The following is a 26,432-nucleotide window of genomic DNA, read 5'->3' as shown; positions in this document are numbered from 1 at the left end:
GTAAGCGTGGCAGCAGCAACGTCTTGACTGGAGAGCGTGATTGTCAGGCTGGGCGGCGGAGCTGATCGGCGACGGCCCACGGTGTGAGTTCGTCGATGCGGTTAATCGCGTGGTCGGCGATGCGCGTGAGCACGTAGCGCAGATAGGCCTCAGGATCGATGCCGTTGAGTTTTGCGGTGCCAACGAGGCTGTAGATGGCAGCGGCGCGCTCACCCCCGGAATCGGCACCGGCAAACAGGTAATTGCGCCTACCGATGGCCACTCCGCGTAGCGCGCGCTCGACTGGCAGATTGTCAATCTCGAGTTGGCCATCATCGCAATAGCGTGTGAGCGCTTCCCACCGATTCATCGCATAGAGGATCGCCTGGCTCGTATCCGATTTGCGCGAGAGCGTTTCCAGTGTCATGGTGAGCCATGCATGGAAGCGATCGAGTAGCGGCCGCGCATGTTCCTGGCGATACGCCCGGCGCTCATCGGGCGGTTTGCCCCGGATCGTTTCCTCAATCCTGTATAGCGCGCCGATACGCTCGAGCGCTTCGGTGTTCAACGCATTGGGGCGCGCTACGTGCAACTCATAGAACTGTCGTCGGGCATGCGCCCAGCAAGCTGCCTCTGTAACTCGCCCGGTTTCGTAGATAGCCTGGTATCCACCGTACGCGTCGGCTTGCAGCGTACCGTTGAATGCATCGAGATGCTGTTGCGGATGGATGCCCTTTCGATCCGGCGTGTAGGCAAACCAGACTGCCGGCGGCGTCATGTCGGCCGATGCACGATCATCACGCACGTACACCCACAAGCGACCGGTCTTCGTCTTGCCATTGCCTGGTGCAAGCACGGGAACCGGCGTGTCGTCCGCGTGCAGTTTCGTCGCCGACATCACGTGACGACGTAGTGTTTCAACGAGTGGCTGCAGCAGCGTCGCCGCGTGCCCGACCCACTTGGCAAGCAGCGAGCGATCAAGCTCGACGCCTTCCCGCGCGTAGATGATCGACTGCCGGTAAAGCGGCAAGTGGTCTGCAAACTTCGAGACCAGCACGTGTGCCAGCAGCCCTGGGCCAGCGAGACCACGCTCGATGGGACGGCTCGGTGCAGGTGCCTGAGAGATGTGGTCGCAACACACGCAGGCAAACTTCGGGCGCACATGACGGATGACCCGGAAGCTTGCCGGTACGTACTCAAGTTGTTCAGCGACGTCTTCGCCCAGCGACTTCATCAGGCCACCACACTGCGTGCACTTTCCGGCGAATTCGGGCAAGTGTGTCTGGATCTCACGCGGCAGATGTTCGGGCAGTGGCTTGCGCGGTGCCTGTTCCACGGCCGTGCGAGGCGTCTTCGGGATTTCCACCGGTGCCGCGCCTTCGTCAGTCTCAAGCTCTTCGAGACGCAACTCAAGTTGCTCGATCTGGCGGTCCAGCTTCTCCGACTTGCGGCCGAACTGCATACGGCGCAGCTTGGCAATGAGCAGCTTCAGGTGTTCGACTTCCGCTGCGCGCGAAGCCAGCGCGGCTTGTTGCGAGTCGACCATTTCCTGTAGTTTGAGCACTTGCGCGTAGCGCTCGCGAAGTGCCGCCTCCTGGCTGAGCAGCATGGCCTTCAGCGTTTCGACATCGTCGGGAAGCGGATTCGCGCGCGTCATGCAGGCAGTTTACGCGCGAGCAGCGACGTTTACAACGCCGACGTCGGTCGTGCCGTTCTCGTCGGTTGCCGCCAGTCGATGCCTTCCAGCAGCATTGATAGTTGCGCAGGGCTCAGGCAAATAACGCCACCGTCGGCTTGTGGCCAGACGAAGCGCCCCTTCTCGAGTCGCTTCATCAGCAGGCACATGCCATCGCCGCTCCACCACAGCACTTTGAGCAGGTCGCCGCGTCTGCCACGAAATACGAAGACGTGCCCGCAGAACGGATCCCGTTCGAGCACGGTTTGCACCTTGGCCGCGAGGCTGTTGAATCCTGCCCGCATGTCGGTCACGCCGGCAGCCAGCCAGACACGCGTGCCGACAGGAAGACCAATCACGTTTCAGCCTCCGCAGCGGCACGCAACGTACGCAACACAACACGCAGCGTGGCCGGGTCGGGCGTGCCCTCGATACGCACGCGTGCGACGCCTACGCTTACCTCAATCACACCAGCGACGACTGGATGGGCCTTGCTCTGCGACTGAGCCGGCAATACAGCCGCGTTCTCAATTGTGCGCTCCTCGTGCACCACTTCTACGGGCAGCAGTGTCGGCGGCTCATACTGCCCGGCTTGATAGGCTCGGCGCCATTTGAACAAAAGATTCGTATTGAGCCCGTGTTCCAAAGCCAGTCGTGCGACCGAGACACCCGGTTCACATGCCAGCTTCGCGAGTTCACGCCGAAACTCGATGGGGTGGTTGGGAGTACCTTTACGCGTCCGTCTCGCTGCTGTTGCTATCTCAGGTGACAAAGTAGTCTCCACCACTCGTTTGGTGGGGCCTACTGTGTCCACTTTGGCAACATTGGTCTAGACGGTGCTGGGGCAACGCTTACGCCTTTTGTTTAATCTGGTCTTCGGCAAATGCGGCAGCCAGGTCATCAAGCTCAATGCCGACTTCTGCCATCCTGCGGCGTAGATAGGCGACCATGCTGTCGCGCTTTCTCTCATCCATGAATTTTCCCCATTTTACAGTTTGTGCACCTCTCATGATTTACTGCGCCAGCGCAAACGCCGTGCCTTGAGAATACCACTCTGGTTTCGATAACGCTGATAAGGTTTGTCGCTGTATGGCCTATTCGCGGCGTTATATGGCATAGTGCGGCCATTGCTAACCACGGGGAGAGATATAAATGGCAACACTTGAAAAGGTTCAGGCACAAATCGCAAAGCTCCAGGCGCAAGCTGAAGCACTGGTTGTAAAGCAGTCGTCCGGTGTAGTCGCGAAGATTCGCGACATCATGGAGAAGCATGGTTTGACCACGGCTGACATCGAAGCGCACATCGGCGGTTCGAAGAAACGTGGTCGCAAGCCGGGCGTTAAGGTCGCCGCCAAATCGTCTGCGTCGATTGCAAAGTATCGCGATCCGAAGAGTGGCGCTACCTGGACGGGGCATGGTCGTGCGCCCTCATGGATCGCCAGCGCGAAGGATCGTAGTAAGTTTCTGACGGACGGCACATCGGAAGCCCCGGTGACGGCTGCGGACAAGGCTTCCAAGGCCGGAAACTATGTTCGTGGTCCGCAGGCACCGAAGTATCGCGATCCGAAGACCGGGGCAACGTGGAGCGGGCGCGGTCCCGCCCCGGCGTGGCTTGCCGGCGCCAAGGACCGGACGGCATTTTTGATTGAGGGCGGCGCGGGAGAGGGTGATGTGAAACCGAAGGCGGTGAAAAAGGTGCCGGCCAAGAAAGCTGTCGCCAAGAAAGCTGTCGCGAAGAAAGTAGGTACGAAGAAAGCAGCTGCCAAAAAGGCCACGACCAGGAAGGTTGCTGCGAAGAAGGGCGCCGCGAAAAAGACCGTCGCACCGGCCAAGAAGGCACCAGCGAAAAAGGTCGCGACGAAGAAGGTGACGGCGAAGAAGGCTGCCGCGAAGAAATCGGTCGCGACGCCCGAAGCACCGGCGCAGGCGTCCGCGTCGACAAACGCTGCAGCGGCTGAATCGGCCGCCGCTTGATTGCTTTTGTAATGGCGAGCGATCGCCGGCCTGGCGAGCAGGGTGCATCCATCCTGCTCGCATCAAGCGAATCGTGTTCACCCTGAGCCGGCACACAGTGCGGTAGCCGCAATTCTTCACGCATCACAGTACGGGTCTTTCCATCCGCTGTTTCACTACTGATTCTCGGTACCAGTGAGCTACCGCAGTTCCGATCCGCTCGAACGGCTTCCCCGCACGCGCGTTTTCTATGCATTTCAGGACCTCTAGCGCGGCGTCACCGCATCGTTTGCCCTCAATTTGAGCGACCATCGACTCTGTCATCTGCCCCTTGCGACGATATTCGGCGCAAATCCAATCAGCTGCTGCCGTCCGGTCTGCTGGGCGCTTATGCGTCGGCAGAGCGCCGAGCATTTCCGCGTTAGCTTCGTCGAAAGCGTTGAGTTTCAGTATCTCTTCCAAGTCCCGCATTAGGCTCTTGGCACTGCGGCGCGGTGCTTTGCTTTCACTGGGTTTCCGGTCAGGGAACACGCGCGCTATTGCATCGACGACGCAGGTTAGACTGAAGTCTCGCCAGAACCGTGGATGCGGTTCGTAGACCGCTTCTACTGCCATCACCAGGTTTCCTACGGTCAACTGCGACTCGCGGAACTGACAATCCGTTAGGTAAGCGACGAGCGCATCGACCGTCTCCGAATGAACGCTGTCGAGCGTCCCGATATCGCCGGTATTCATCATGAAAATCTCCGCCACCCAAGCCCGTCAAACCTTGGCAAGCGCCGCGTGACGTTTCATCACAGCGTCGCGGTATGCTTTCGCGACGATTGTTCCCGTACGCTCGACGACAACTCCCCGCTTTGTCTCCTCGAGACAGTACAGAGCGTCGAGTGCCTTTTCGCCGCAGCGATCGCCGTCCGGTCGTGCGAACTCGAGTTCCGCCGTCAGTTCCTTCCGCTCGAGTTCGGCGGAAATCCACGCGAACGCCGCGGAGGACGTTGTCAGACGTTCTGCGGCCGGCAGCGTCGATAACATTTCCGCATTCGCTTCATCGAACGCGTTAATTCGCCGGACCGTCTCCACCTCTTGGAAAAGCCTGTGTGCGCCTCCCTGCTTCATGGCCGGTGCGGCTCGCCAGTTAGGCATGTGGCTTGACATCGCTTCTTCCAAAACCGAAACGCTGAGGTCTCGCCAAAACCTCGGATGAGGCTGATAGGCGTATTCGAGAGCCAGCGCGAGGTGCATCGGCGTGAGATGCGTTTCATCGAAATGGCAGTCGATCAGGTACGAGTGCAACGTGTTGACCGTATCGGCGTGAGCATTGACCGAGGCTGCGAGTTTGATATCTTGCTTGTTCATATGTCGGGCTATCTTGGTTAAGTTTGCAGGCTCGTCGAGCAGTGCTCTGACAAATGTCAGGTTGCAACCTGCGCATCCAGCGAATGATGGTTGCAGAAGCCTGCTCGTGGTATAGCCGGACGGGGGCTGGATGGGAGGCGGAAAATGACCGCCTATTTGCAGTAGGATTTTCGAAGCGGCGAAAATGCGCGGTCAGGCAGGGAGATTTCAGTCAGTCGTCTGAAGGCCCTTCTTCCGAACTGGTCGCGCCCAACGAAGCTCGGCTGGTGCAACCTCTTAATGCAAAGGTGCGCGGCTTAGGCGAGGCTGCAGCCGGCGGTTCAGGCGATGGTGTCCGCCGCGGCAGAGGAGCGATGGATTGCCATGAGGTCATACGCTCGCAGAATTTCTGTGATTCGGCGATTTAACTAGATGTAAATATTCCTGCTAGCGCCTTCGCCTCCAAGGGTTCATGTCTTTGATGGAGACCGGTTTGTCGGGCGCAGGCAGGCTGCCTGCCAATTCGAGGATGGAACTTGTTTTGGCGCGAACCAGCACACTGCCGTCCGGCATGAGATGCCAGTGCAGCTTTACTCCGGGTTTAATGCCCACCGCCGACCTAACCTCAGCTGGCACTGTTGTGCGGCCGTAGGCGTCAATTGACGACGTAGTCACGAGAATCCTCCTGCCTTTGACGGGGAGCGACAATGATTAGCTTACTTCGGGAAAGTCCGTCTGTCGTGGTGCTGCCACTTGGGCTTGAATAAACACCGCTTCTGCTCACAGACGACACGCAGCTCCCGCTCCCGTTGCGGTGCCCCATCTGAGCGGCGCGGATCGGCCGCGGCAGCGCCCACGTTTGACGATATCCCCCGGAAGATCACACCGGAGGGCAATGTGCTGCGTGTGAGAGCGAGCCAGATTCCGGCGGAGTTCGAGCGTTAATGCGGGCAGAGTGTCACTGTGGGCTTGTCCCCGCCTACTGCTAACATTGACGTCGCCGGCACATACTCCTTGCTCGCCCAAATTGAAGATTCCGTTTGCCCTTGACGAGAAAGATCGCATCGTCGATATCCACGATGTGCCGCGGCATGTCGAGGGCAACTTTCGCTGCGCCGAGTGCCGACAACTCGTGACCCGAAAGCAGGGCGGCGTGCGGGTTTGGCACTTCGCGCACAAGGCAGAAACCGCCTGCACGAAGGCATTCGAGACGGCGCTACATCTGCTTGCCAAGCAGATTCTCGTTGAAAGCGACACGCTACGCGTGCCCGCGCTGGTGTGCCAGCTTTATGAACGCCCTGGCTCCCAAGACATCACACTGTGCGTCGAACAGACGCTCTACTGGGACGCGGCGGGTGAAGCGGAAGTATGGGTCGACGGCATTCGGCCTGATTTTCGGGGCGTTTGCCAGGGCAAAGCCATCTTTGTCGAAGTGACGGTCACACACGAGCCTGACGCTCCAAAACTGGAGGCGCTCAAGCGACTTCAGACGCCGACCCTTGAAATCGACCTGTCGGCTGTCCCTCGCGACGTCAAGGCGCCGGAGGTCCGGCAACTTGTGCTTGACGCGACAGAGGGCAAGCGCTGGGTGTTCTATCCTGGAGAAGCGGAGGCACGGGCCCGGTTGAATGCCTTGCGAGACCCGCGCGATGCCGCGTTCGGCGCTGCGCTCGAACAAGAGCTGCAGGAAGAACGTCGACGCGACGCTGCACTCGCTGCCGCGCGCGCCGACGCGCGCGCCGAACGGCTCAAGAAGATTGAGATCGCCAACGCCCGGTTTCGGGACGCGACCACGGAGCAGAAGCTGGCATTCCTCGAAGCAAAACTGCGCAAGCCTGTCAGTTCGTGGCCGGCCAGTCTTGGTCACGAGGTGCGGGGCGCATTTGCCTTCAGGGTGTCCACGCGCATCTGGCAGGCCGATGTGTTCCGGAAGTACATTCGCGGGCAGGGCACGCGACACGCGAATGCGAGGGTGACCGCTGAGGCGGTAGCCGAATGGCTGATTCAGCGCTACGCCATTGCCTCAACCGAATCGACATCCGCTCGCGTCGCCGTCTGGGATTATCTTTCCGCGCTCGAGCGAGCGGGGTATCTCCGCCGGCGTATGCGGCAGGAGTTCGAAATCCTTCGGGACGAACTTGGGACCGAGACGGAAGTGCCCAGCCCGGAGGCCAAAGCCATCGCCTTGGAAACTGCAACGCGCGGACTCTTTTGGGCGCGAGATCTCGCAGATGAATCGCAGTTTTGGTCTGCTGTGCGCAAGACAGGAGTCCACGTCTCCCCCGGCGACGCGCGGATGCTCATGAGCGTGTGGCGAGACGCGCAACTGCGACAGGCAAATGCGGCAGCCTATGCTCGAAGCGTCGCGGCTACGTTGCGTATTCCCGTCGAGAAGGCTGTTGAATTTCTAACTGAGGCCGGCGTGTTCGTGCGAGCCGCAACCGCAACCTAACGCCTCCCAAGCCCCCTAGCGGATCCCTCGATGAGCAGTGCTCTTCGACATACATGGTCTCCTTCTGATTGGTTGTCGCGATAGTCACTGTTGACACGGATGCGGTTGTCCCGTCAGTCGGGACGCCGAGCGCGCTGGAGCGCTTTGCAGGAGCAATTTCGCCGGTGGCGAACATGCCGTGTGAACGCGTTGCCCCAGGCGAGACATAGGAGAGTCGATTTTATGAGTCCCCTCCCGTGTCGGGTCGAGACGGGCGCACGCGGCCGTCTGGCGTGCAAGCTGAATTTTGAAACTGGGGGCACATGGCGGTTTGCTCATTCCTCATCGGCAGCCGAAGCTCGGTAGGCTTGCACTGCGGCCTCCTGGTTAGCTTGGTAGCCGCGGAGCGACGCCTCTGAGACGAAAAGATCAGTCTCCGTTTTGTGATGCAACTCGAGCTTTCCCTGTTCAATTAGCTTCAGCACATGTGGCCGGGAGACAAGCAGCAACTTCGCCGCATCACCAACCGAGAAGAATCCACCGGCATCGGGCATCAGTTTCCAGACATCGTCCAATATTGCCTGTACGCCTCTGAATAGCTCCTGCTGAACATCGCTCTGCAATCGAGGCCCGAACCGCTCGAACAGTTCGTTTAAGCGCTTGTGTGCCAGTTTGATTGCGCCGGGCGTCGGTACATCCAAGATTTCTTCATCAGTGGACATCATGGCTCTCCGGTTACGGGGTACCGGATGAGTGTAGACCCATCGCGGGAACCACGAATCAATCGCCCCATCTCGTGCGCTCCAGCTTTAGCCCAGTGGACGGGGGGCCTGATGTTCGATCAGCTCAAGCGAGCGCGATGCTACCGTCCTCGTTCGCAAGTACGAGGTCCTCGAAGCAGTACACGCAGTCATTCTCCACGAGCTCCGTAACGTCCAGGACGCACTCAGCGTTCGCTGGGATGACCTCTAGCATTGCAACGGCAAGGTGTTCGAGCAGGGAACACGGGAAACCCCACAGATCATGCCTAGGTCTCAGGTTCCAATTGCACGGATGCTGGTCTGTCAGGATGATGTCGGCCAGCGCCTTTGTATCGAAGGTAGGACCTTTTGGCATAGGAGGACTAGTAAATCCCTTCGCGCGTGTTGCTCCGCGCTCAACGATTTCCTTGAGGGCCAGTAACCAATCGTCGAGAGTTGTTCCTCGAAGCGCGTCTGCTCGTTCTGGAACATGCTGCCGCGCGGCTTTCGCTTCTTCCCCGTAATAGTCCGACGAGCTCGCGTAGAACGTAGGTGCCTTGTCCGCGATCATCGCGCGTCTATATCGGTCAAATTCGCTTCGGAGCGATGTCATATCTTGGCCATACTTCGTGTCTTCGTCGAGGTATGTGATCGAGTTCACTGGGTCGAGGCAGGGGATAAGACTAAGGCGTCGTCGGAGCTCCTCGGCGGTTACGACATACAGGTAGTCCGTTTCCGGCTCATCCCATTCCGCATGATTCTCCGGCAGATCGTGGATGAGAACGTTGCGTTCTCCCTTGGTCCTTTTCCGGATGACCCGGTCTTCCCGGGTGAAGAGCCAACGGCTGTAGTTATCTTCTTGCCACGCAACCGGATAGCCGTCGAACATGTAGTAAGCGCGATATGTCATATTCTCTTGATAGGCACTGGGTAATTCAGGGCTGCGGCGATTGGGGGCGCGAATCGCATGACGATCTTTACGCTCGCGATGTGTCGCAGTCGTTGTTAGTCGAAAACGCTGGCGAACCGAGCCACAAGGCCGCTCAGATGTCACGCAGCTTTTCGCGGGTCGTCACGTAGTTCGTTTCGAGTGCCGGGAGGAGATCGTCGAATGAATATACTCGGTTGTTCTCGACCAGTTCAGTCACATCGAGAACGCACTCCGCGTCGTCCTGCACAACTTCGAGCATCGCAACTGCCATACAGTCCAGACTGACGCAGGGAAACGGTACCAGCGCATGTTCCGGCTTTATCGGATCGTCGAGTTCCACATCGTTCGATGCGAGCATGTCGATCAGAATATTGACATCCACATACTTGCATGGCGAGTCGACCATCTTGGATGGTTTACTGCGAGGACCCCAACCATTGGCCACACTTTCCTTTAGGGCGAGCAACCAATCGTTAAGTCCCGCTTGCCTGTAGGCTTCAGCGCGTTGTAGCGGGCTGTACTTTCCGTAGTAGAACTCGTAGTCGAAAAAGTACAGCGGCGCGTCCTGAGAGGTGAACACGTTCGACATGTATCGCAGAAACTCAAGTTCCAATGACGTACGGTCATAGCCGGCTTCGTTAAGGCGCTTTCGCAAAGTGACGGCAGAGGTGACATACAGGCATTTTGGCGAGGGTGCGGTCCGCACAACCCGGTCTTCTCGCTTGAATCGCCATCGCCGATAGCTGTCTTCTGTGCTCTTCAGGTCGTAGCCGTCTATCTGGATAGTTGCAAAGTGGTGTTTCATAAATATCTTGCTTGTAAATCAATGATTATTTGGTCGAGCTTTGTCGCCCAATTCAATAAATCCGATCGGAGCGGCCTTGTCTCGTGTGCGCAGGTTGGATTAACAATAACACGTAAATTTGAGGGCTATCAACTATCCGGAAGCTGTTTTTTTGAAATCGACAAGATCTTTAGTAAATCGACAAGTATTTAAGGTGAGTTTTTAAACATGATGTCTTTCCCCGAAAGCACGATGAGCGTTACCGGAAGGGAGGCGGTTGCGGCGTTCAGTCGGAGCAACGGACGGTGAGGCAGGAGCGCTCGCCGAAAGCGCGTCGCTGGCGCTTGCCGGCAGGTGATCTCGTTCGGCCGGAGAGGCCTCCTCCGGCGCATCTCTCTGGCCATACGATGCCTACGCAATAAAAAGGGAACGAACGAGAGACGCAGCACATTTTCGGGTGGATGAAAATCTCCGTTAAAATCATGCTCGATTTTAAGAACCCGGATTTGAATTGAAAAATTCTTGATTCGACTACTTGTTTTTGTGGCGGCGTCGGTGATACAAATTCACCTAGTCATCTTGGCGTGCGGTGAGATGTATTCCGGAATGCCACTGCTAACCAGTGGGGTCTTGAGATTCCGATTTAGCTTTTCTCGAAAACAAGTTTCTTAATCTAGGTGTTTTTATGGGTCAGGTTTGGTTTGTCGCGGGTAAAGGGCTGAAAAAGCTGGAGAGCGCAGTTGCCAACGGTTTTCCTGAGGGGTACCGCGACGAAGGTGTAATTACTGTACCGACGAGGCACGATTTGCCGTATCTGGCAGAGGGGCTCGAATCTGGCGCTATATACGAATACGCGCAAGATAGCTGGTTCACGTTCGGACGCAGATTCGAATTTTATGACCAGCTCGAAAAGCTAGCGGACTTCGCCAACTTTAAAGAGCGACCGCCAGGCTCCGATCAGACTGGGCAGTTCCGGGAGATTTTTCGGGGTGGCGATTTCTTCGGGCCGGTCGTCTCGGCGAAGCTCGCCGCTGACTTCTCATACTGGGAACCGCTTGCGCGCGCGAGGGGCATTCTTGAGGAATCGTTCTACGCTTACTACAAGCACTGGAAGGAAATGTTCGAGTTTGCAGCAAACGACGGGGCGGTCTGGCTTCGGTGCTCTTGAGTGGCGCCGCACGAAGCGTCAAAGCCGCCTGCGAAACCTCTGTGGGCTAATCGGTAGCTCAATCGCCTATTTTCAGAAATGCTAACACCTAAACTTCGCCGCGCAGCCTGTTTCCACGAAGCCGGCCATGCGGTTATTCATGCCTTGGGAGGATCCTCCATCTACGGTCTTGCGGTCGCGCCGGAAGGCAGCGATTCATGGACCTACCATGGACGGAAAGGCGTGGAAATAGAGGGCGCGGCAGGGGTATGCGAGCCGTGTGACACTCCTTGGCTCGCGATGTACCTGGAGTGGGACGGCTCAACCTATCGGGCGAACAGGAGCGAGTTCAACCAGGTTCATCGCACGATGGCGCAGTCCCTCAGCGCCGCGCGTGGCAAGCGGTTCCTCGCTGATGTAGCGATTTGTGCGTAGGCGTGTTTGTGGCGTTCTGGCAGGACCGATCGCTGAGGCGCACTACGAGAGAATCGAGTTCAATGTATGGGAGGCAGAAGGATGGGTGGATCCTGGAAGCGATGTCGAAAAGGCTACGGGGCTGGCTCAGCTTTTACCGTATCGCAGAGAATTCGAGCATGCGTGTGATGTGACATGCGAGGCTATGCGTCGGCCGGAAATCTGGTCCCGAGTCGTCGCGCTAGCCGATGAACTGGAGCGGAGCGGCAGTATGTGTCCTGACGCCATAGCCGAATTTCTCCCGCAGCCTGATACCAACTGGCCGCCGTCGGGGGCCGCCAGATGGCGTGACCTGTACGCGGAGGAGCAGGTCAGGCGCTACGACGAAACGAGCCACCTGAGCGCAATCTTGAATGCGCTGTCTCATCCGATCTTCGTCGGGCACCCTTTGGACACACCAGCATGTTCGAAGGGGCTGCTGTCAAGCGCATGATGGTGCTAATCGTGTGCGCTTATTCCGATTTACTCGACCGCGGCTTACTTGCCCGCTGACGAGGCGCAGCCATGCGCGTTAGCATGATAGGGTTGATGGTTGGAACCGGGGCAATCGTGTCCAGCCATGTCTCACGGCCAAGGGCACGAAGCACGAGAATGAGCGTGCGCAACGACGATCCATTGCCATTTTCGAGATTCCTCAGCGAGCGCACACTGATGCCGGCACGTGCCGCCACAGTAGCTTGGTCCAGGTTCTTGTGCACGCGATGCGTCTTCAAGTGGCGCCCGACTTCGGCTTCCAACTCAGCGGGTGTCCGTGCCCGCCAGGGGCTATTCGGAGTTTTCATTTGCACAATCCGCGATGGTGTGAGACGTGCACGCAACAACCAGCAATTCTTTGCCTGATACAGGGGATAACGGGTTCAAGAGGAAAAATTTTGCCTATTACTTCTGTGATGAAGAGAACGAGGACCTCGCCGGACGGGTGGTACCATTTCTCGACTTTTGTTCCTCGGAGACGCCCGTAGGGTCGACCTTTCAGCATGGCGTGCTCGTGTCACACGGCCGGTGTGGTGTGGATGCTCACCAGCCACTCTTGGATTTGGTCCAACGCGCGTTGATCGCTGATGCCGCGCGAAGGGTCAAGGCACACGAAGTGGTTCTGCAACTCACCGGGCACTCGCTCGAATTTCTCAATACCGTACGCGCGGTCGTCTAGGGCCAGCCATCTGGTCAGCCGCCTGTTGCTCGCGAACGTGCAAATAATGTATGTGCGGTCTGTGCCGTCTTTCATATAACCCAGACGAGCAGTAGTATTGCGCGTCGTTGCCACTACGCGGCGAGCCAGCTCAGGTGGAAGGAAGGAGATTACCTTCTCAAGTGGCAAGTTTCGTGTCCACGAAGTCGTTAGCACGATTTCTACCGACGGATACGGTTCGAGAAGCTTGGCGAGCAGCGGCGCGAATTCAAGCAGCGGGGCGCCCGTGTCAAGCGTGACCTGCTCGTTCTCGTCGATGTACGAGGCGCCGACATGAAGCGTCCCGTCGAAGTCTACGAACAATGTCGGAGTCGTATTCTCCGGGCTCGTAGGAACCGAAGTGGCCTGCTTGCGAGGTCGAGGCGGCTCGGCAGTGCCTTGTGGCCAGTCGATATCTTCGCCTATAGCGTGCAGCGCATCAATTGCGTCGGCCTTCTTCATGACGAGCATGACCATACCCAGTTCGTTCAATATCTTGATGAGCTCGCCTGTCTCGATGGGCTGCCCGTCTTCGAGGTGACTCAAGTCGGACACTGAAACATTCATATAGTCGGCGGTGTCCAAAAGATTGAGCTCACAACTGACGCGTTGCGTTTTGACTATTTCCCCGAGCGCCCGAAGGCTTCTCGCCAGAGAAGGTGGCCTGCCATTCGCCAGCCGCGATGTAGACGTCATGGTCGGGAAGATTTCCTGAGTCGGATGGGTCGCCGAATACAGCCGAGCTGTCAATCCTCTCTGTTACCAGCCAAGGAGTTGTTGCAAACGTCCAATGAGCCATGCGAGTTCGTCGGGCGATACCCATTCTTTGTGCGCGACCGATGCACGGACACGCCCGAGCGTCTGCGATGACGTTTGATCTGGGTGTGCCAAAGCGTCTTTCTCGGCAACGGCGACAAGCTGGCGCGCCAGATCCTCACAAATAAGCCAGCGTTCGAGCCGCTCGTCATCGGACTGGCCGACGACGTAGGCGCCATTCGATAACCGCGCGCAAACCTTCGGTTGGGCACCGGAGACGACGGGCGGTGCGTTATCCCGGGGGAACCCTTCTGGCACGTGCGAGTCTGTCATTGCGGCCCTCTGTTTCTGGCGGCACCGGAATTGCGCGACATACTGCCGCGGCGGGTGCGTCGGTTTGGGTCCTCCCAGAGGTCGGGGAGCGCCGCAGCCGAAACCGCAAGGTCGCCGTCGAGCGGGTAGTGCCGGAGCAGATGTTCCGCGGTTCGCTGGACGTCGCCCGCAGGAGTTGCGTTGCCGGATGAGGCGAGCGTCCGCAAGAACTCCCGTGTTCCTACGACAGCATTGGTCCGCTCGCGTGCGGTTGTCATCTTCTGCTCCTCCGAGAGAATCGTTCTCCGCCTTGTGAGGAAATCGTAGTCCAAGGGAAGCCGGTTGACTATGTCGACGCGGCCCATCTGTTGCGAGTAGGCCGAAAGCGTGATTGCGCGCTATACGTATTTTCGGGGGCACTCTTGTCAAGTCGGGCACGCGCCACTTGTCTGCGACGTGGTGTTCGACAACGAACGCCAAGGGTGGGCCGAACGGCATCGTCATCAAACTATTGACTACACGAAGTTGCAGCATTTGTTTGCGGCCATTCAGATAACCGCCGCTGGTCGGCGACCAGAAGGGAGAAGCAGATGGGGCAATCTGCAGTGTTGCGTCTGTGGGCCGTGTTGCGTCGGCTCTTCCTGCAGGCGGCAGATTTCGTTGCGGATGAACCTCCATCACTTGCGCTCAAGCTTCGCAGCGCGAGCACGCATTGGATACGTCACACCCACACGACGTTTGAATTCTCAGAAGGCGCCGAACTGGCAGCAGTGCGCGACAATCTTCGCCCTGCGTTCATCTCGATGACTTCGATCTATCTCCACAGCGACGAAGTACAGCCGGCAAAGCAGATGGCTGGCGCCTCCGGCGCTGGCAAATAGCCACTACGGTCGCGAAGGCTGTTTTTTCACCATCTCCCTAGTTACTGTCAGAACGTTCTCCGCTTCGCCATGGGCGGCAACTGCGAGGTACCTGTTGTGCTTAACCATTAAAAACTTGGGACCAGCACGGCTCCAACGACCGAGCGGTGCGAACGCATCGGTTGCATCCAAACGCGACCAAAGGTAAATAAATTTATATTTAAAATCGGGTCGATTGTTACAAAAAATGTTGAAACATGCGTCGACGTTTTAGTGCCTTCCATCCCTGTTTTTTCTCGATAACTATTCCGTACGCTATGCGATCGATCCACCACCCGATTACGCCATCTGTCGGGTGAGTTTTGTCACGGAATTGGAGAGAGATCGCCGGGCGGATTGGATCGAAAACGGCCGAAAAGTGAAGCTGTACGATTGCAGGTACCAGAGCTTACTGTTACCAGAAATGTGAAGATCGTCAAGTGAAAAGCCAATTTACACTATAGAACGAAGATCGTCTCGCTCCTGCATCCATCAAGGTTTTCAGCTAATTTCAGATCTCCCAAGCGTTGTATCAGGAGATGAAGCCGCCAAAATATCGTTACACATAGCGCTAATTTCATCCATGTTGCAGAAGAGGACCGTTTTGTAGTGTTAGTGAAGCACTATGAAGTCGATGTGTACGCAACTAATATTGTTCACTATTTCATTCCCGACGAAAGACCTAGGTGGTAGTGCCGAGCGGTCAGTTGATGAAATTGCGCTCGGTGGCGAAGCGACCGGCGATCGCTGTCAGTTCTCGACCTTGAAATCGCAGTCTGCGCTCGTATCCTTAGATCGGGAGATGATAGATCCGTTCGACGGGAGCCAATCATGAGCGGCGAGACAAATCCAGATCGCGTGGCAGATCGCGTGCGCCAACCCGAGGCCAACAAGCGGCTGATTCCGGGGCAGTGGGTAGGGGATCTGATCATGGGTGCCGGTAAGCGCTCGGCGGTGCTCACGCTGATTGATCGCAGTACCCTCTTCCTGTTGCTGATAAAGATCGATGTCAGCACAGCCCAAGCCGAGTTCGATGCCCTCAGTGCGGCGTTTGCACCCCTGCCGGAGGATTTGCGCCAGACCATGACGTATGACCAAGGCAGGAGAATGACCTCCCATAAGATGGTCGCCGAGACCACGGAAACCCGTAACCACTTCTGCAATCCGCATAACTCTTCGCAGCGCGGCATCTGGGAGAGCAGCCATGGGCTGCTGCGCCGCTACCAGATCAAGGGAACGGATCTATCTGTGTTCTCGCAGCACGAACTCGACGCAATCGCGATCCAGCTAAACCTCTCGCCGCGCAAGACCCTTAACTGGCAATCTCCCGCACAGGTCTTTGCTGAGGAATGTGCGAAACGGGACATCCAGCTTGACAACGACGTTGCGCTTGGGGTTTCCAATGGCCTTCATTCTATTTGACTCTTTGCTCCTGCATGTTGTGTCAGAAGAAATCCGCTTCGTGCTGAAAACGAAAGGGCATCATCGTCACAAGAGCTGCTCAGCGTTGGAGTGGGAAATGAACCGTACAACCGACAATGGATGTGACCGTAGTGCGCTGGCAGATCCCGTTCACGGCGACAATGCGATTTCGACTGCGACGCATGCAGCGCAAGCGCGAACCAACGATGAAAGCAGGACTTCCGCAACGCCTTGCCGAAACATACCGCTATGTTGATTCTGCCCATCATGAATTCCGAGTCCGCGATTGGCTACAACGCGCGTAGCACGCTGATAGAGCAATGTCCGTCCTTCGCGTCAAAGGTTCAGGAAACCTTGGGGACAAACCGCTTACGGTTCGGATCTTTACCGGGAAACCTCGCGAGGTTTGCACGCGAAACATGTGGCGTGCTTGGTGCGACGGAGGAAATTCTCGATGGCCATACGACGATACCGGTTCCGATGCACCTCGTAATGATGCACGCGCAGCGGGAGTCCCTGATTACGCGAATTAAGGAAGGCGAGCGCTGTGACCGAGCCCTGTGGTATCAGGCCTTGGGGAAAGGTCCGTATCGAACCCGGTCGACTTATCCTTATTGCCAGACGTGTGCCAGAGTCGACGAAGCAGCCGTCGGGTTCCCATATTGGAGAATTGAGTGGTTATATCCGGGCATCGCCGCCTGCCCAATTCATTGCGTTTCGCTAACGATAGGGTGTGGTCGCTGCAAGGAAAGTCAGCCGTTCAATAGTCGACTACGAATGCCGTCGACCGAATGTAGTTGTGGGAATCTAGCAACCCCCTTATTGGAAAATGGCAGCACAGATCTGGACACCCATATAAGAATTGCGACGATCATGTCGGAGGCTCAAAGTACGGGTCGATTCTTTGCGGACGAATGTGATCTTGGCGCACTCTTTCGACAGAGGGCTCGAGATCTGGGTTTCAAAAAGGGAGCGTTACTCGACAGGGTGTCTTTGAATGAACAGTTCACGCTCAGATACGGAACAACCTTGCTCAAGAACCTGGGGCTAGTCGTGCCAGGCAATGCCCCATCGTTTGTTGAGTGCCTTTCCGAAGGGGGGCAACAGAAAGACGTTCTCCGCGCCGCATTTTTAGTAGATTTTCTCTTCAAAAGCTTCAATCACTTCTCAGACGCGGTAACAAATTTCACTTCTACAGGCGAGGAGCAGACGCCGCCACGGAGACTACCGCGGGGACAAGGGTATTCTGAGGAAAAACTAAGCAGGGCCGCTGCAAGAGTCAGTTCCTTTGTGAGGAGAAATCCAGGTGCGACGAGGACGGAAATCCTCATGCGGTGTCGCTATGCAGCAGGTTATCTGATGCGTCATAGTCGCGATACTTATGAGCAGATCGCCCCACAAAGTCGTCGGCGCGTAGGCTATACGGTGAGTCGACCTTCGCGAATGGCCAAATTAGATGCCGTACTCATAAGTTATGTAACGAGCCGGAAAGATCTGTTGAGGTCTGGTCCGGCATTCGAATGGCGACCTCTCACCGCCCGAAGACTGCTGCTCGGTCACCCAGTCGAGAAGAATTTCCGCATGCTTGAGGCTGATTTGCCAAAAACAAGCCAACTCATCCTTAGACTGACAGGAAACGATGACCTGTTAAACAGAACGCCCAATGGAAGCATGTCGAGAAGAACGCAGCAGGTCTGATGTGATTTTTCGGTGGTTCGATTTGACTCTTCAGCAGGTGCGGGAGTAAATGGTGTCCGGCCGCATGTTCATATTGATGCATCTCCTTTCCGAAGAGACCATCTCTTCATGGTTCACCCGATCTGCGATGGCTTCCGGATTCTCTTCATTGCTCGACCCCTGGCGGATGTGCACAGGTGCGCATTCATATCCCGCTGTCGTTTTTCCGGACGGGTTGGATCGACTTTCGGCTGCGCTTGGGATTGAGGATCGCGAAGTCCTTCCGCTTGAGCACACCCCGATACTGGCCTATCGTCCATTCGTCAATGCACGAACATACAGAGAGGCGTTGACAACGATGCGAGCAGACCCGAAGCCACGAGGAGAGACATCTACTAGACTGCCATCGAAACACAGTAGAAGTGAGTTCCGTTTTTGTCCAGAATGTGTCGTCGAAGATATTAAGAAGAATGGTGCCGCTTACGTCCATCGTCACCACTGCATGCAGGGCGTATATGTTTGCATCAAGCACAAATGTCTGCTCAGCAGTGGCTGTGGCGAATGTCGTTGGAGTGCACATAAAACTTCGAAAATTCGATATCCCGACACGATTTGCCAATGCGGTAGCGCCTTGCGCAACAGCATAGGCGTAGTCTCGAACGACGAGTTTAACTTGTTATATCGATTGTCAATAATTATCAATGATTTTCTCAATCTAATGGGGCCGGGTGATGTGACACGTTGGCAGGTTGGCTCCGCTTATCGCGAAGCGTTTTCCTCCTCGCGTAGAAAGACGGATTCATTAGCTGAATTTATAAATAACAGAATCGGAGAAAATTTAATTGAGCGGATGAATATTTCAATTAGAGGCAACATGTCAATGTCGGCCGCACTTTACGGAGCTGGTAATCCTGTCTCTAGCTTGGTGATAAATTCAATTTTTGTTGAGACCTTCTTTGGTGGAGTGGAGTCCTTGATTCACTCGGCAACCGAATTTGAGATTTTAGCATCTGAAGGTGAGATAGAAAGATGTCGAGGTGTATTGAAAAAATTAGTTGAAACGGACGCTGCACGATCTCGTCAAGATCTTTCCAAAAAAGCACCGCAAGAATATGGGGTTGTCAAGAATTTCGACGAATATTGGATTAAAATGATATTGGGATTTATGCGGGATTGGTCGGTAAGGGATCTAAAAAAAATCGATCAAGGGTTGATGCGTCATATGCGTCAATCTTTGATTGGAATGCGGGTTGGTAATAAATATCCAATAAAAATAACAAAAAATAGGCTAATTTGGGGGTATCCTTGTTTTAAACATATTGCTCCGCTGATATCCAAATTGCCTCAATCTTTGAGGTATATACGGGAAAATATCGACTCGTCGGAGTATTATCTTTGCAAGGTTGTTAGATTCATAATGTTAAATGATCATGATCCCACGTTGACTCCCGAACAAAAGGTGAAACGCCTTGGAGTCCCTGTTGAGGTAGCGAGGAATCTGGCGGCAGGTGGACTGCCGCCTCGCGGGAGGGAGCCATCAGCAATAAAGCACATCATTGCCCTGCGTAGAGCATCAAAAAGGAGTGGCCATAAACGCTGCAAATAAAGATTCGAGAAAAACGCGGGTTCGAACGTTTCAATCGAACAACTCCGTGTGCGAATAGTGCAATTTTATGGTTTTATTAAAAATAATTGAAAATCGCGACGTAAGTATGTTGGTTTTTTCGGTTTCGTTTTCGGATTATCAAGGAAGTGAGGCAAGGATTACAAGTTGTATTATCTGTTTTCACGCATAACTGTACTGAAATGGGAGTCGGGGGTGACCTAAATTGTAATGTTTGGGAGGATTTATGCGCACGAGAAGCTCACGCGTTATCGGTGGAAATGAGGTGACGAGCGTTCCTTGGGTTGCAGACCGAATCAGATCCGGACTGATGAAGATTGCTGTTTATCGCGATGACGAACCTAATCCACGATTCAAGCGAAATCAACTGATTACCTGCCTGCCTGCGCCTTTAAGTGACAGCGCTGCACAAGCCGCGTTGGCAAGCGCTCCGCCCATGCGGAGCAAGAATTTCTCGAGGCTTCCCCTCGAAGTTAGACGGGAATACGCATTCGAGGTGGGTGAGGTTTTCGTGGCGGCGGACGCGCACATTATCGCAATTAGACGACTTGTGGAGATGTTGCGTAATTCCTATAAATATCTAATGCCGTCTAACGCTGAGTTCATGCGTTATATATGTGGTAATTCTTCGGGTGGACCGGAGACAGGGCCTCGAAGCGTGGGGAGAATTGGCCCGCAAGGTGGTGGAATCATCATCGGGTCAACTGGAAGTGGAAAAACAAGTACGGTTGATCGCTTCGAAAGCTACGTGGGGGAGTATGGGAGGATTCATACCTCGTTTGACGGAAAGCCGTGCCTGTGGCCACAAATTGTGACATTAAGAATAAATGCGGCGGGTTTGCGAACGCAGAAGCAGCTCGCCATGGCGATTGCGGACAGACTTGATCGTTATTTAGGTGGCGATGAAATTCACAAGATCATAGTGAGGTCGACTGATTACGCTGCAAGATTGGCTCGCATTTTGAATTCGTATTTGATCGGCATGCTAATTGTAGAGGATGTGCAGCTTTGGAGTCGGGTCGACTGTCGGCCGAGAGTTGCTATGTTGGAGTTATTGGTTGGGCTCGTAGAGGCCGATATCCCAGTCATCTGTGTAGGTACGATTCTTCTTCAGGAGGTACTCGAAAGCCATACGTCACTTGGCGAAAAGCTTATGGCACTGGGACAGATACCAATTCCTCCCGTGGCAAGGGGGAAAGAGATGCACGATCTGTGTCGGATCATGTGGCAGCGACGAATTGCATGTTTCGCTATGGAAATGCCGCCGTGGTTTCCTGCTGAAGTGCTCAGGTTAACAGCGGGCTTGCGGCGATATGTCCGGGAGCTGCTGATTGGACTCTTCCAACAGATGGCAGAAGACAGGCTAAAAACGATTTCAAAGAAGTACCTTTCGGATTTTGCCGAAGTGGAGTTGAGTGCAATAGCTCCAGGCGTGGAGATTATGAACAAGGCATTTAGAGGTATAGAGGTTGACCGACGGCTGCTGAAAAAATATGAAGAATATATTGATAGTGACGCCTACAAGAGAGCAGTTGCGTATCGTAAGGCAACGATCAGGAAATTCAATTCGAGACCAGCGGCCAATGAGGCAACGAGAAAAAAGTGCAGTGCATAGGTCTTCCTTCTCATATCGTTAATAAATATCATTGGAGATCACCATGGAATATCAACTTAAATTTCCATGTTGTTTGCCGGCTGATCCTCTCGGTATGGGATACGGTGCGGATTATTTTACAAAAGTTCAGGCCGGTAGGAGCTCGGCATTCACCACTGATTACATTTATTTTAGTATCAAGAACGGGTGCGAAGTGCATTGCCTTGGTATGGGTGAAAAATCGATGGCACTGCTGCTGGAAATTTCGCCGTATGTGCTCGCCTATCGATGTCAATATCCAATGCTACTCGAGCACGCAAGAGCCCGTATTGATGCATACGTAACAGGGCTGCAGGATGAGATGCCTGAAATACGACAACGAGATGTAATGAGCGTTGACGTGCTTGTGACGGCAAGGAGTAGTGTGGGTCGGAAAAGTGGAGTCACGCTTGAATGTCCCAAGTATCTGGTCCTGTCGCATAAGCTTCGAGAGGACCTGTCGAAAAGGAACATCAAAAAACGTCTTGCAACTGAGCGCAATGAATCGAAACTTGCTGGATACGAATATCGAGTGTTTTCGAGAAATGGGACGCTGGACGAATGTGGGAAGTCGGCCAGGAAAATCTATCTTTGGGGAAAAGGACACAACGTCAACGAGGGTATCTCAGCCGCTGCCGCACTAGGTGAAATCTTCTATCGAACATACACAGGGGATATGTTGGATGAATATCTTATCAAGGTTAGTAAAAAGTTGAGCATCTCTGCCGATGAGTGTTACCAGTATTTATCGGCGGCGATAAATTTTGGTTTTCTGTTTGTCGATTTGTCGTTTCCCGTGGGAACACGGAATCCGATCCATTTGGTTAAACCCAGCGATGCGGTACCACCATGGATATCATTCTCTGGGAAGGTCAACTAATCTTCGGCAGGTTAAACGGGATTCGTGGCAATCATCATTTCCGGGTGGTCTGGATTGATCGGAAGAATGGTATTGTTTTTATTCGTCGGGTATATTCAAATGTGCCGGCGAATAGCCGACTGGCTAAAAAATATACGATTGCCGACATCCAGGTGCGGCTCAAATCTCAACAGCTAATCGAGCAGGACGAATGTATTCGGCCGTTTCGAATGAGCGAAAGCAGGGAGGACATTAAGGAAGAGATATATGCGCGCGAAGTTCAGGCATACCGGCAGCGACTCTTGGGGCCGTTGATCACGGAAGCGGGAAGAAGGATTTTTTATGGCAATATCCATGATCGCGCCCGACTTCTCGAAAAACAGGCGAGGAAAACGGGTGTCAGTGTACAAAGGCTTTTGAAGTTATTTACGATTTATGAGAATTTCGGCTGCAATCTAGTCGCCTTGCGCCCCTATGTACCTGATGGCGAACGCGAACGTGGAGCAACAGCTCATAAGCGAGGGGCGAAGAATGTATATGAGGAAGGCAACTCCGCTAGTCCTTTAAAAGGTTATCCTGTCAACAGATGGGCCTTGAGGCATATTCAGTGGGCGGTATGGCATCTCGTTATTCTGCTTGGCTTCACCTACGAAGACGCTCGCGTAGTAATGCATCGGCTATTCTGGCATCAAGATAACGGCGCCATCTCGGAGGGAACAAGAACGCGGTTTCCGGTGAAGACGTCCAAGATGGTGACGGCGGCCGAATTCGCCGCATGCGCGCGACGATACAAAAAGAATCCCGAGAAATTGAGACGTCTTGTCGGCGCTAGGGAGTGGCGGGACCGATATGCAGCGGGTCGCGGAGTGACCGCGGATCTTGCATTGGGACCGGGCGACATACTGATTATTGATGGCACGCTTGCGAAGTTTGAGATCGTATCTACCATTACGCGTCGCCCGATCGGGCGTCCCACACTATTGATAGTAGCGGATGCTGCTTTAGGAACTATTCTCTCCATTCATATAACCACTGGCCGCGAAAGCGCCAATGCGTATAGGGCGGTCTTGTTCCGGGCATGTACCCCACAATCTGGGCTGATGAGTAGGCTGGGCTTACCTAGAGACTGGTTCAATTTCAGGGTCAGGCCGAACGACATTCTGATCGACCGCGGCGCCGGAAACTCTGACAAATTCCGCAAACCGCTCGTGTCAGCAGATGGAGCCGATATTGGAATCATGGTCGCACCCATCGCCTGTGGTCGCGCTAAAGGGCCAGTCGAGGGGCTGATGAACATCCTGACGAGGCGTCTGAGGAATTTGCCAGGGGCGTTTACGCGAGAGCGCACAGAGCGTGCGCAGGATCGTCGGAGGTACTCAAAGCTGGTGGCACGAATAACTCGCAGTGAACTTCTTCGTTACGCATACGAGGCCGCGAAAGAATATAACCAGGGGCTGGTCTTGAAAGGGCATCTTCCGGACACTCGCAGAAGGTCGGTGCAGCCGACAAGAGAGGAACTTTTCAATGACGCAATGTTGGGACGCCGCGGAGGAGAGAATAGAGAATTTTCGGAGGTGGACGTTTATACAGCGCTTCTACCACGTCTCAAGCCTCGAAGGATGCACAAGGCCGGAGTCCGCCACCTCGATGCAAATTTTACGAGCAAAGCCTACCAAGAAGCTTATGAAATGGAGATCGCGAAATGTCTTGGGAATGAAAAAAAGCTTCCGCGTATTACTCCGCTGCAGGATCCTGACGATCCGACGATCTTGTTCTGGAAGCGAGGCCCTAATGACATTTTGGTGCTGGATTGCTCTTCCACGGATGCGAAGCGCTGGGACGGGCTTCTCGTGGAGGATGTGGAGCGGGGAACTCAGATACAGGACAGGAAGACGCGCATTCGACATGAGAGGGAAAAGACCTTTATCACGCCGTTGCCGCAGCACATTGTCGATGCGTTTATAGACGCCCGTCGTACTGTATTCTCAAGGGTATCGACAGAAGAACAGAGCAGTGATCGAGCATTTGAGCGAGATCTTGAGCGAACCGAGGTTAACACAGAGAGCAGGGTTCATTCTGGACGCGTAGCGAAGCGTACTGACAGTCCCGAAAAAAGTGATCATTTTGACGACTCGCATCCATCACAGGAAGACCGCGAGGAAGATTCAGTCGAGAAGGCGGTCGAAGCTCAGATGCGAAAGGCACGTGAGGCGCGAAAAAAGGTGCTTGACCGGGGGATGGAGACGATCGTCCGCAAAGGCAAGGAGGGCAACTGACCCTTCCTGATCTGCATGCGGGTGGTCCATACCTTGGGGGTTAAAAAAGCGGATTTCGATCGGAACTCGCGTTAGCCTCGCCTCGGCTACCCGTTGTCGCGCGGAGCGCTGCGCTTTTGTTGCGCCGCACCAATTCTCGTCGGCATTGTTTTTTTAACTGCCGTAATTGTAGTCTCACAGGCAGGCCTTGGAATCGGCGTCGAGCTGGTGACGATCGGCACATACATCTCGGAGCTGGTCCCGAAGCATATTCGCGGCCGTGCGTTCGCGTGCGAGCAGGCGGTGGGCTTCATGGCCGTGCCTGTCGTCGCGTTTCTTGCGTGGCTGCTGGTGCCGCGCGCGCCGCTTGGGCTCGATGGTTGGCGCTGGGTCGTGCTGATCGGCGCGCACGGCGCGCTGTTCGTCTGGTGGATCCGGCGCAATCTGCCCGAAAGCCCGCGCTGGCTCGCGCAGCAAGGGCGCGTCGATGAAGCGGACCGCGTGATGCGCGCGCTCGAAGCGAAGGTCGAGGCCGAGTACGGCAAGCCGTTGCCGCCGGCTGCGCCGCCCGTTCCCGTGCCACCGAGCGGACGTTTCAGCGACATGTGGGTGCCGCCTTATCGTAGCCGCACACTGATGCTGAGCATCTTCAATATCTTCCAGACAGTCGGCTTCTATGGCTTCGCGAACTGGGTGCCGACGCTGCTGATCAAGCAGGGCATTACCGTGACGACGAGCCTTGCCTATTCGAGCGTGATCGCGCTCGCGGCGCCTGTCGGACCGATCATCGGGCTTTTCATCGCGGACAAGTACGAGCGCAAGAGCGTGATCGTTGCGATGGCGGCGCTCATCATCGTCTGCGGGCTGTGGTTCAGTCAGACGACGGCGGCCGCGCTGCTGATCTGTCTCGGCGTCGGGCTGACGCTGGGCAGCAATATCATGTCGTACAGCTATCACGCCTATCAGGCAGAGCTGTTTCCGACCAGCATCCGCGCGCGTGCAGTGGGCTTCGTCTATTCATGGAGCCGTTTCTCGGCGATTTTCACGGCGTTCTTTATTGCGTCGGTACTCAATTACTTCGGGTCGACGGGCGTGTTCGTGTTCATCGCGGGTGCGATGGCGATCGTGATGCTGGTGATCGGCGTGATGGGGCCGCGCACGCGCGGCGTTGCGCTCGAAGAAATTTCGCACTGATCGGCAACGCGCGTCGTTTGCTACCTGAAAAACAGAATGGCCAGTGTCTTCGCAGACACTGGCCATTTTCAATTGCGCGGCGAACTGGTTGCGATCGCTACTTTCTCTATGCTTCGAGCGCGAGCGTAGCGAACGTAGCGAGCCAGTGCTCGCCCATATAGTCGCCCGCTACATGTTGCAACGCGGTTTCCAGATGAACGTCGGCGGCTTCGAACAGCACGGCGCGGCGCGGATCGTCATTCGACAGCGCGCGCGCCAGCGACCGCTGGCACCACGCGCGGCTCAGGTTCAGCCCGTCGAGATGCGCGATCTTGCCGTCGCTGCGATCCGTGACGGTGGCGGGGACGAACAGCGTCGCGGGTTGACGCTGCGCGAGATCGGGCAGGAAGCGCTCGAACCATCCGGCGAATTCAGCAGGCGGCAGCACGCGGCGCATCAACTCCGCTTCCATCAGCGAGGGCGACAGGAACTCGTCGCCCGACGGCTCCCACGCCTGGCATCCGGCGTCGTTCAGATACCAGCGCTTCGCCGTGTCGACGACGAGGCGCGCAAGCGAATCGCGCTGCGTGCGATGCGCGAAGTCGAGCGTCAGCGCCAGCGCGAACGCGGTGTTGAAATGCGTACCGACCCGCAGCGGATACGTCGCCTTCGGCAGAAACGCTTCGAAGCGCTCGACGAAAGCCGCCGTCAGCGGCTCGATGGTCTGCGCCCAGCGATCGGCTTGCGGCAGCTTCAACGATGCGACCTGACCCGACAGCGCGAGCAGCCACGCCCAACCATACGGGCGCTCGAAGCCGCGGTTGTGCGGCAGGTCGAGATACGCGCGTTCACCTGCGACGTTCTGCGCGGTGAAGTGCTCGTCGACGACGGCAACGATGCGCGGCGCTTCTGGCAACTCCGGAAAGCGTTCGATCAGATGCAACAGCAACCAGTAGCCATGCACGCACGAGTGCCAGTCATAGCTGCCATAGAAGATGGGGTGCAGCTCGCGCGGGCCTTGCACGTCCTGCGGCCCGGCGAGCGAATGCGTGAGCTTGTTCGGATACTCGCGCGTGAGGTGAGCCAGCGCGAGGCCCGCGAATTTCGATGCAATTTCAGAAGTGAGTACGGCAGTCATCGACGCCTCGTCGTAACGGGTTGTGGGTTACGGTAAGCCTTCAATGCGGGTGTGGCGCATCGAG

General features: G+C 55.7%; 25 protein-coding genes and 1 pseudogene. 11 read left to right on the top strand and 15 right to left on the bottom strand.

Annotated elements, in window-relative coordinates:
- Positions 1–43 precede the first annotated feature (43 nt).
- From tnpC to BLT65_RS41220, 4 genes and pseudogenes are all read right to left on the bottom strand, one after another.
- Complete coding sequence (gene tnpC, locus BLT65_RS41235; RefSeq protein ID WP_091776191.1) at positions 44–1,636, bottom strand: IS66 family transposase; 1,593 nt, start codon at positions 1,634–1,636, stop codon at positions 44–46.
- Between the two features lie 29 nt (positions 1,637–1,665).
- A complete protein-coding gene (gene tnpB, locus BLT65_RS41230) occupies positions 1,666–2,013 on the bottom strand; it encodes an IS66 family insertion sequence element accessory protein TnpB (protein ID WP_091776188.1) in 348 nt (115 codons plus the stop codon).
- Positions 2,010–2,426, bottom strand: a complete 417-nt coding sequence (gene tnpA, locus BLT65_RS41225) for an IS66-like element accessory protein TnpA (RefSeq protein WP_091776185.1) — start codon at positions 2,424–2,426, stop codon at positions 2,010–2,012. Before tnpA ends, tnpB begins: the two co-directional genes overlap by 4 nt.
- An 82-nt stretch (positions 2,427–2,508) precedes the next feature.
- A pseudogene (locus BLT65_RS41220) lies at positions 2,509–2,628 on the bottom strand (H-NS histone family protein); the annotation flags it as partial.
- Between the two features lie 178 nt (positions 2,629–2,806).
- Between BLT65_RS41220 and BLT65_RS41215 the strand changes: the two are divergent.
- The gene (locus BLT65_RS41215; protein WP_091789624.1) at positions 2,807–3,628 is read left to right on the top strand and encodes an H-NS family nucleoid-associated regulatory protein; all 822 of its coding nucleotides are present in this window, start codon (positions 2,807–2,809) and stop codon (positions 3,626–3,628) included.
- 123 nt (positions 3,629–3,751) lie between these two features.
- On the opposite strand, the gene BLT65_RS41210 is transcribed toward BLT65_RS41215, so the two are convergent.
- From BLT65_RS41210 to BLT65_RS48845, 3 genes are all read right to left on the bottom strand, one after another.
- On the bottom strand, positions 3,752–4,345 hold the full coding sequence (locus BLT65_RS41210) for a hypothetical protein (protein WP_091789622.1): 594 nt from the start codon (positions 4,343–4,345) through the stop codon (positions 3,752–3,754).
- Positions 4,346–4,369: 24 nt separating this feature from the next.
- Complete coding sequence (locus BLT65_RS41205; RefSeq protein WP_091789619.1) at positions 4,370–4,963, bottom strand: hypothetical protein; 594 nt, start codon at positions 4,961–4,963, stop codon at positions 4,370–4,372.
- 426 nt (positions 4,964–5,389) lie between these two features.
- Entirely contained in the window at positions 5,390–5,578 is a 189-nt protein-coding gene (locus tag BLT65_RS48845) for an AbrB/MazE/SpoVT family DNA-binding domain-containing protein (protein ID WP_425273207.1), read from the bottom strand.
- A gap of 391 nt (positions 5,579–5,969) precedes the next feature.
- On the opposite strand from BLT65_RS48845, the gene BLT65_RS41195 reads away from it, so the two are divergent.
- On the top strand, positions 5,970–7,394 hold the full coding sequence (locus BLT65_RS41195; RefSeq protein WP_091789616.1) for a competence protein CoiA family protein: 1,425 nt from the start codon (positions 5,970–5,972) through the stop codon (positions 7,392–7,394).
- A gap of 314 nt (positions 7,395–7,708) precedes the next feature.
- On the opposite strand, the gene BLT65_RS41190 is transcribed toward BLT65_RS41195, so the two are convergent.
- From BLT65_RS41190 to BLT65_RS41180, 3 genes are all read right to left on the bottom strand, one after another.
- Positions 7,709–8,098 (bottom strand): helix-turn-helix domain-containing protein, encoded by a 390-nt coding sequence (locus tag BLT65_RS41190; RefSeq protein WP_091789612.1) that lies wholly within the window; start codon positions 8,096–8,098, stop codon positions 7,709–7,711.
- 121 nt (positions 8,099–8,219) lie between these two features.
- Positions 8,220–9,002 (bottom strand): HEPN/Toprim-associated domain-containing protein, encoded by a 783-nt coding sequence (locus BLT65_RS41185; protein WP_244186993.1) that lies wholly within the window; start codon positions 9,000–9,002, stop codon positions 8,220–8,222.
- A 154-nt stretch (positions 9,003–9,156) separates the two neighbouring features.
- A complete protein-coding gene (locus BLT65_RS41180) occupies positions 9,157–9,849 on the bottom strand; it encodes a HEPN/Toprim-associated domain-containing protein (RefSeq protein ID WP_091789606.1) in 693 nt (230 codons plus the stop codon).
- A 664-nt stretch (positions 9,850–10,513) separates the two neighbouring features.
- On the opposite strand from BLT65_RS41180, the gene BLT65_RS41175 reads away from it, so the two are divergent.
- Positions 10,514–10,996, top strand: coding sequence for a hypothetical protein (locus BLT65_RS41175; protein ID WP_091789603.1), 483 nt, complete (start codon positions 10,514–10,516; stop codon positions 10,994–10,996).
- Between the two features lie 905 nt (positions 10,997–11,901).
- Here BLT65_RS41175 and BLT65_RS41165 read toward each other — a convergent pair.
- The 4 genes from BLT65_RS41165 to BLT65_RS48620 form a co-directional block, all read right to left on the bottom strand.
- A complete protein-coding gene (locus tag BLT65_RS41165; RefSeq protein ID WP_208545888.1) occupies positions 11,902–12,231 on the bottom strand; it encodes a helix-turn-helix domain-containing protein in 330 nt (109 codons plus the stop codon).
- 209 nt (positions 12,232–12,440) lie between these two features.
- Complete coding sequence (locus BLT65_RS41160; protein WP_244186991.1) at positions 12,441–13,316, bottom strand: HAD domain-containing protein; 876 nt, start codon at positions 13,314–13,316, stop codon at positions 12,441–12,443.
- A gap of 63 nt (positions 13,317–13,379) precedes the next feature.
- Positions 13,380–13,709, bottom strand: a complete 330-nt coding sequence (locus BLT65_RS41155; RefSeq protein ID WP_091789593.1) for a hypothetical protein — start codon at positions 13,707–13,709, stop codon at positions 13,380–13,382.
- Positions 13,706–13,966, bottom strand: a complete 261-nt coding sequence (locus BLT65_RS48620) for a BPSL0761 family protein (RefSeq protein ID WP_341865850.1) — start codon at positions 13,964–13,966, stop codon at positions 13,706–13,708. Before BLT65_RS48620 ends, BLT65_RS41155 begins: the two co-directional genes overlap by 4 nt.
- Before the next feature lie 327 nt (positions 13,967–14,293).
- Between BLT65_RS48620 and BLT65_RS41145 the strand changes: the two genes are divergently transcribed.
- The 8 genes from BLT65_RS41145 (at position 14,294) to BLT65_RS41115 (ending at position 25,251) form a co-directional block, all read left to right on the top strand.
- Positions 14,294–14,569 carry a hypothetical protein gene (locus BLT65_RS41145; RefSeq protein WP_143036661.1) on the top strand — a complete coding sequence of 92 codons (276 nt, stop codon included), beginning with the start codon at positions 14,294–14,296 and terminating at the stop codon, positions 14,567–14,569.
- Positions 14,570–15,334: 765 nt separating this feature from the next.
- On the top strand, positions 15,335–16,009 hold the full coding sequence (locus BLT65_RS41140) for an IS30 family transposase (protein ID WP_341865851.1): 675 nt from the start codon (positions 15,335–15,337) through the stop codon (positions 16,007–16,009).
- Positions 16,010–16,786: 777 nt separating this feature from the next.
- Complete coding sequence (locus BLT65_RS46855) at positions 16,787–17,707, top strand: hypothetical protein (protein ID WP_143036660.1); 921 nt, start codon at positions 16,787–16,789, stop codon at positions 17,705–17,707.
- 64 nt (positions 17,708–17,771) lie between these two features.
- Positions 17,772–19,292, top strand: a complete 1,521-nt coding sequence (locus BLT65_RS41130; protein WP_167306641.1) for a TniQ family protein — start codon at positions 17,772–17,774, stop codon at positions 19,290–19,292.
- Positions 19,293–19,620: 328 nt separating this feature from the next.
- Complete coding sequence (locus BLT65_RS41125; protein ID WP_167306640.1) at positions 19,621–20,925, top strand: AAA family ATPase; 1,305 nt, start codon at positions 19,621–19,623, stop codon at positions 20,923–20,925.
- A gap of 43 nt (positions 20,926–20,968) precedes the next feature.
- Positions 20,969–21,823 (top strand): PDDEXK family nuclease, encoded by an 855-nt coding sequence (locus BLT65_RS46850; protein WP_143036659.1) that lies wholly within the window; start codon positions 20,969–20,971, stop codon positions 21,821–21,823.
- The gene (locus tag BLT65_RS41120; protein ID WP_091789572.1) at positions 21,793–24,078 is read left to right on the top strand and encodes a hypothetical protein; all 2,286 of its coding nucleotides are present in this window, start codon (positions 21,793–21,795) and stop codon (positions 24,076–24,078) included. Before BLT65_RS46850 ends, BLT65_RS41120 begins: the two co-directional genes overlap by 31 nt.
- A 132-nt stretch (positions 24,079–24,210) precedes the next feature.
- Positions 24,211–25,251 carry an MFS transporter gene (locus BLT65_RS41115; RefSeq protein WP_425273206.1) on the top strand — a complete coding sequence of 347 codons (1,041 nt, stop codon included), beginning with the start codon at positions 24,211–24,213 and terminating at the stop codon, positions 25,249–25,251.
- A 106-nt stretch (positions 25,252–25,357) separates the two neighbouring features.
- Here BLT65_RS41115 and BLT65_RS41110 read toward each other — a convergent pair whose 3' ends face one another.
- Complete coding sequence (locus BLT65_RS41110) at positions 25,358–26,368, bottom strand: DUF2891 domain-containing protein (RefSeq protein WP_091789569.1); 1,011 nt, start codon at positions 26,366–26,368, stop codon at positions 25,358–25,360.
- Positions 26,369–26,432: the final 64 nt, after the last annotated feature.

The sequence above is a fragment of the Paraburkholderia steynii genome, assembly GCF_900100565.1.
In the GTDB taxonomy this organism is placed as follows: Bacteria; Pseudomonadota; Gammaproteobacteria; order Burkholderiales; family Burkholderiaceae; genus Paraburkholderia; species Paraburkholderia terrae.
Note: the sequence above shows the minus strand (reverse complement) of the source record. Positions and strands in the feature narration are given on the sequence as shown.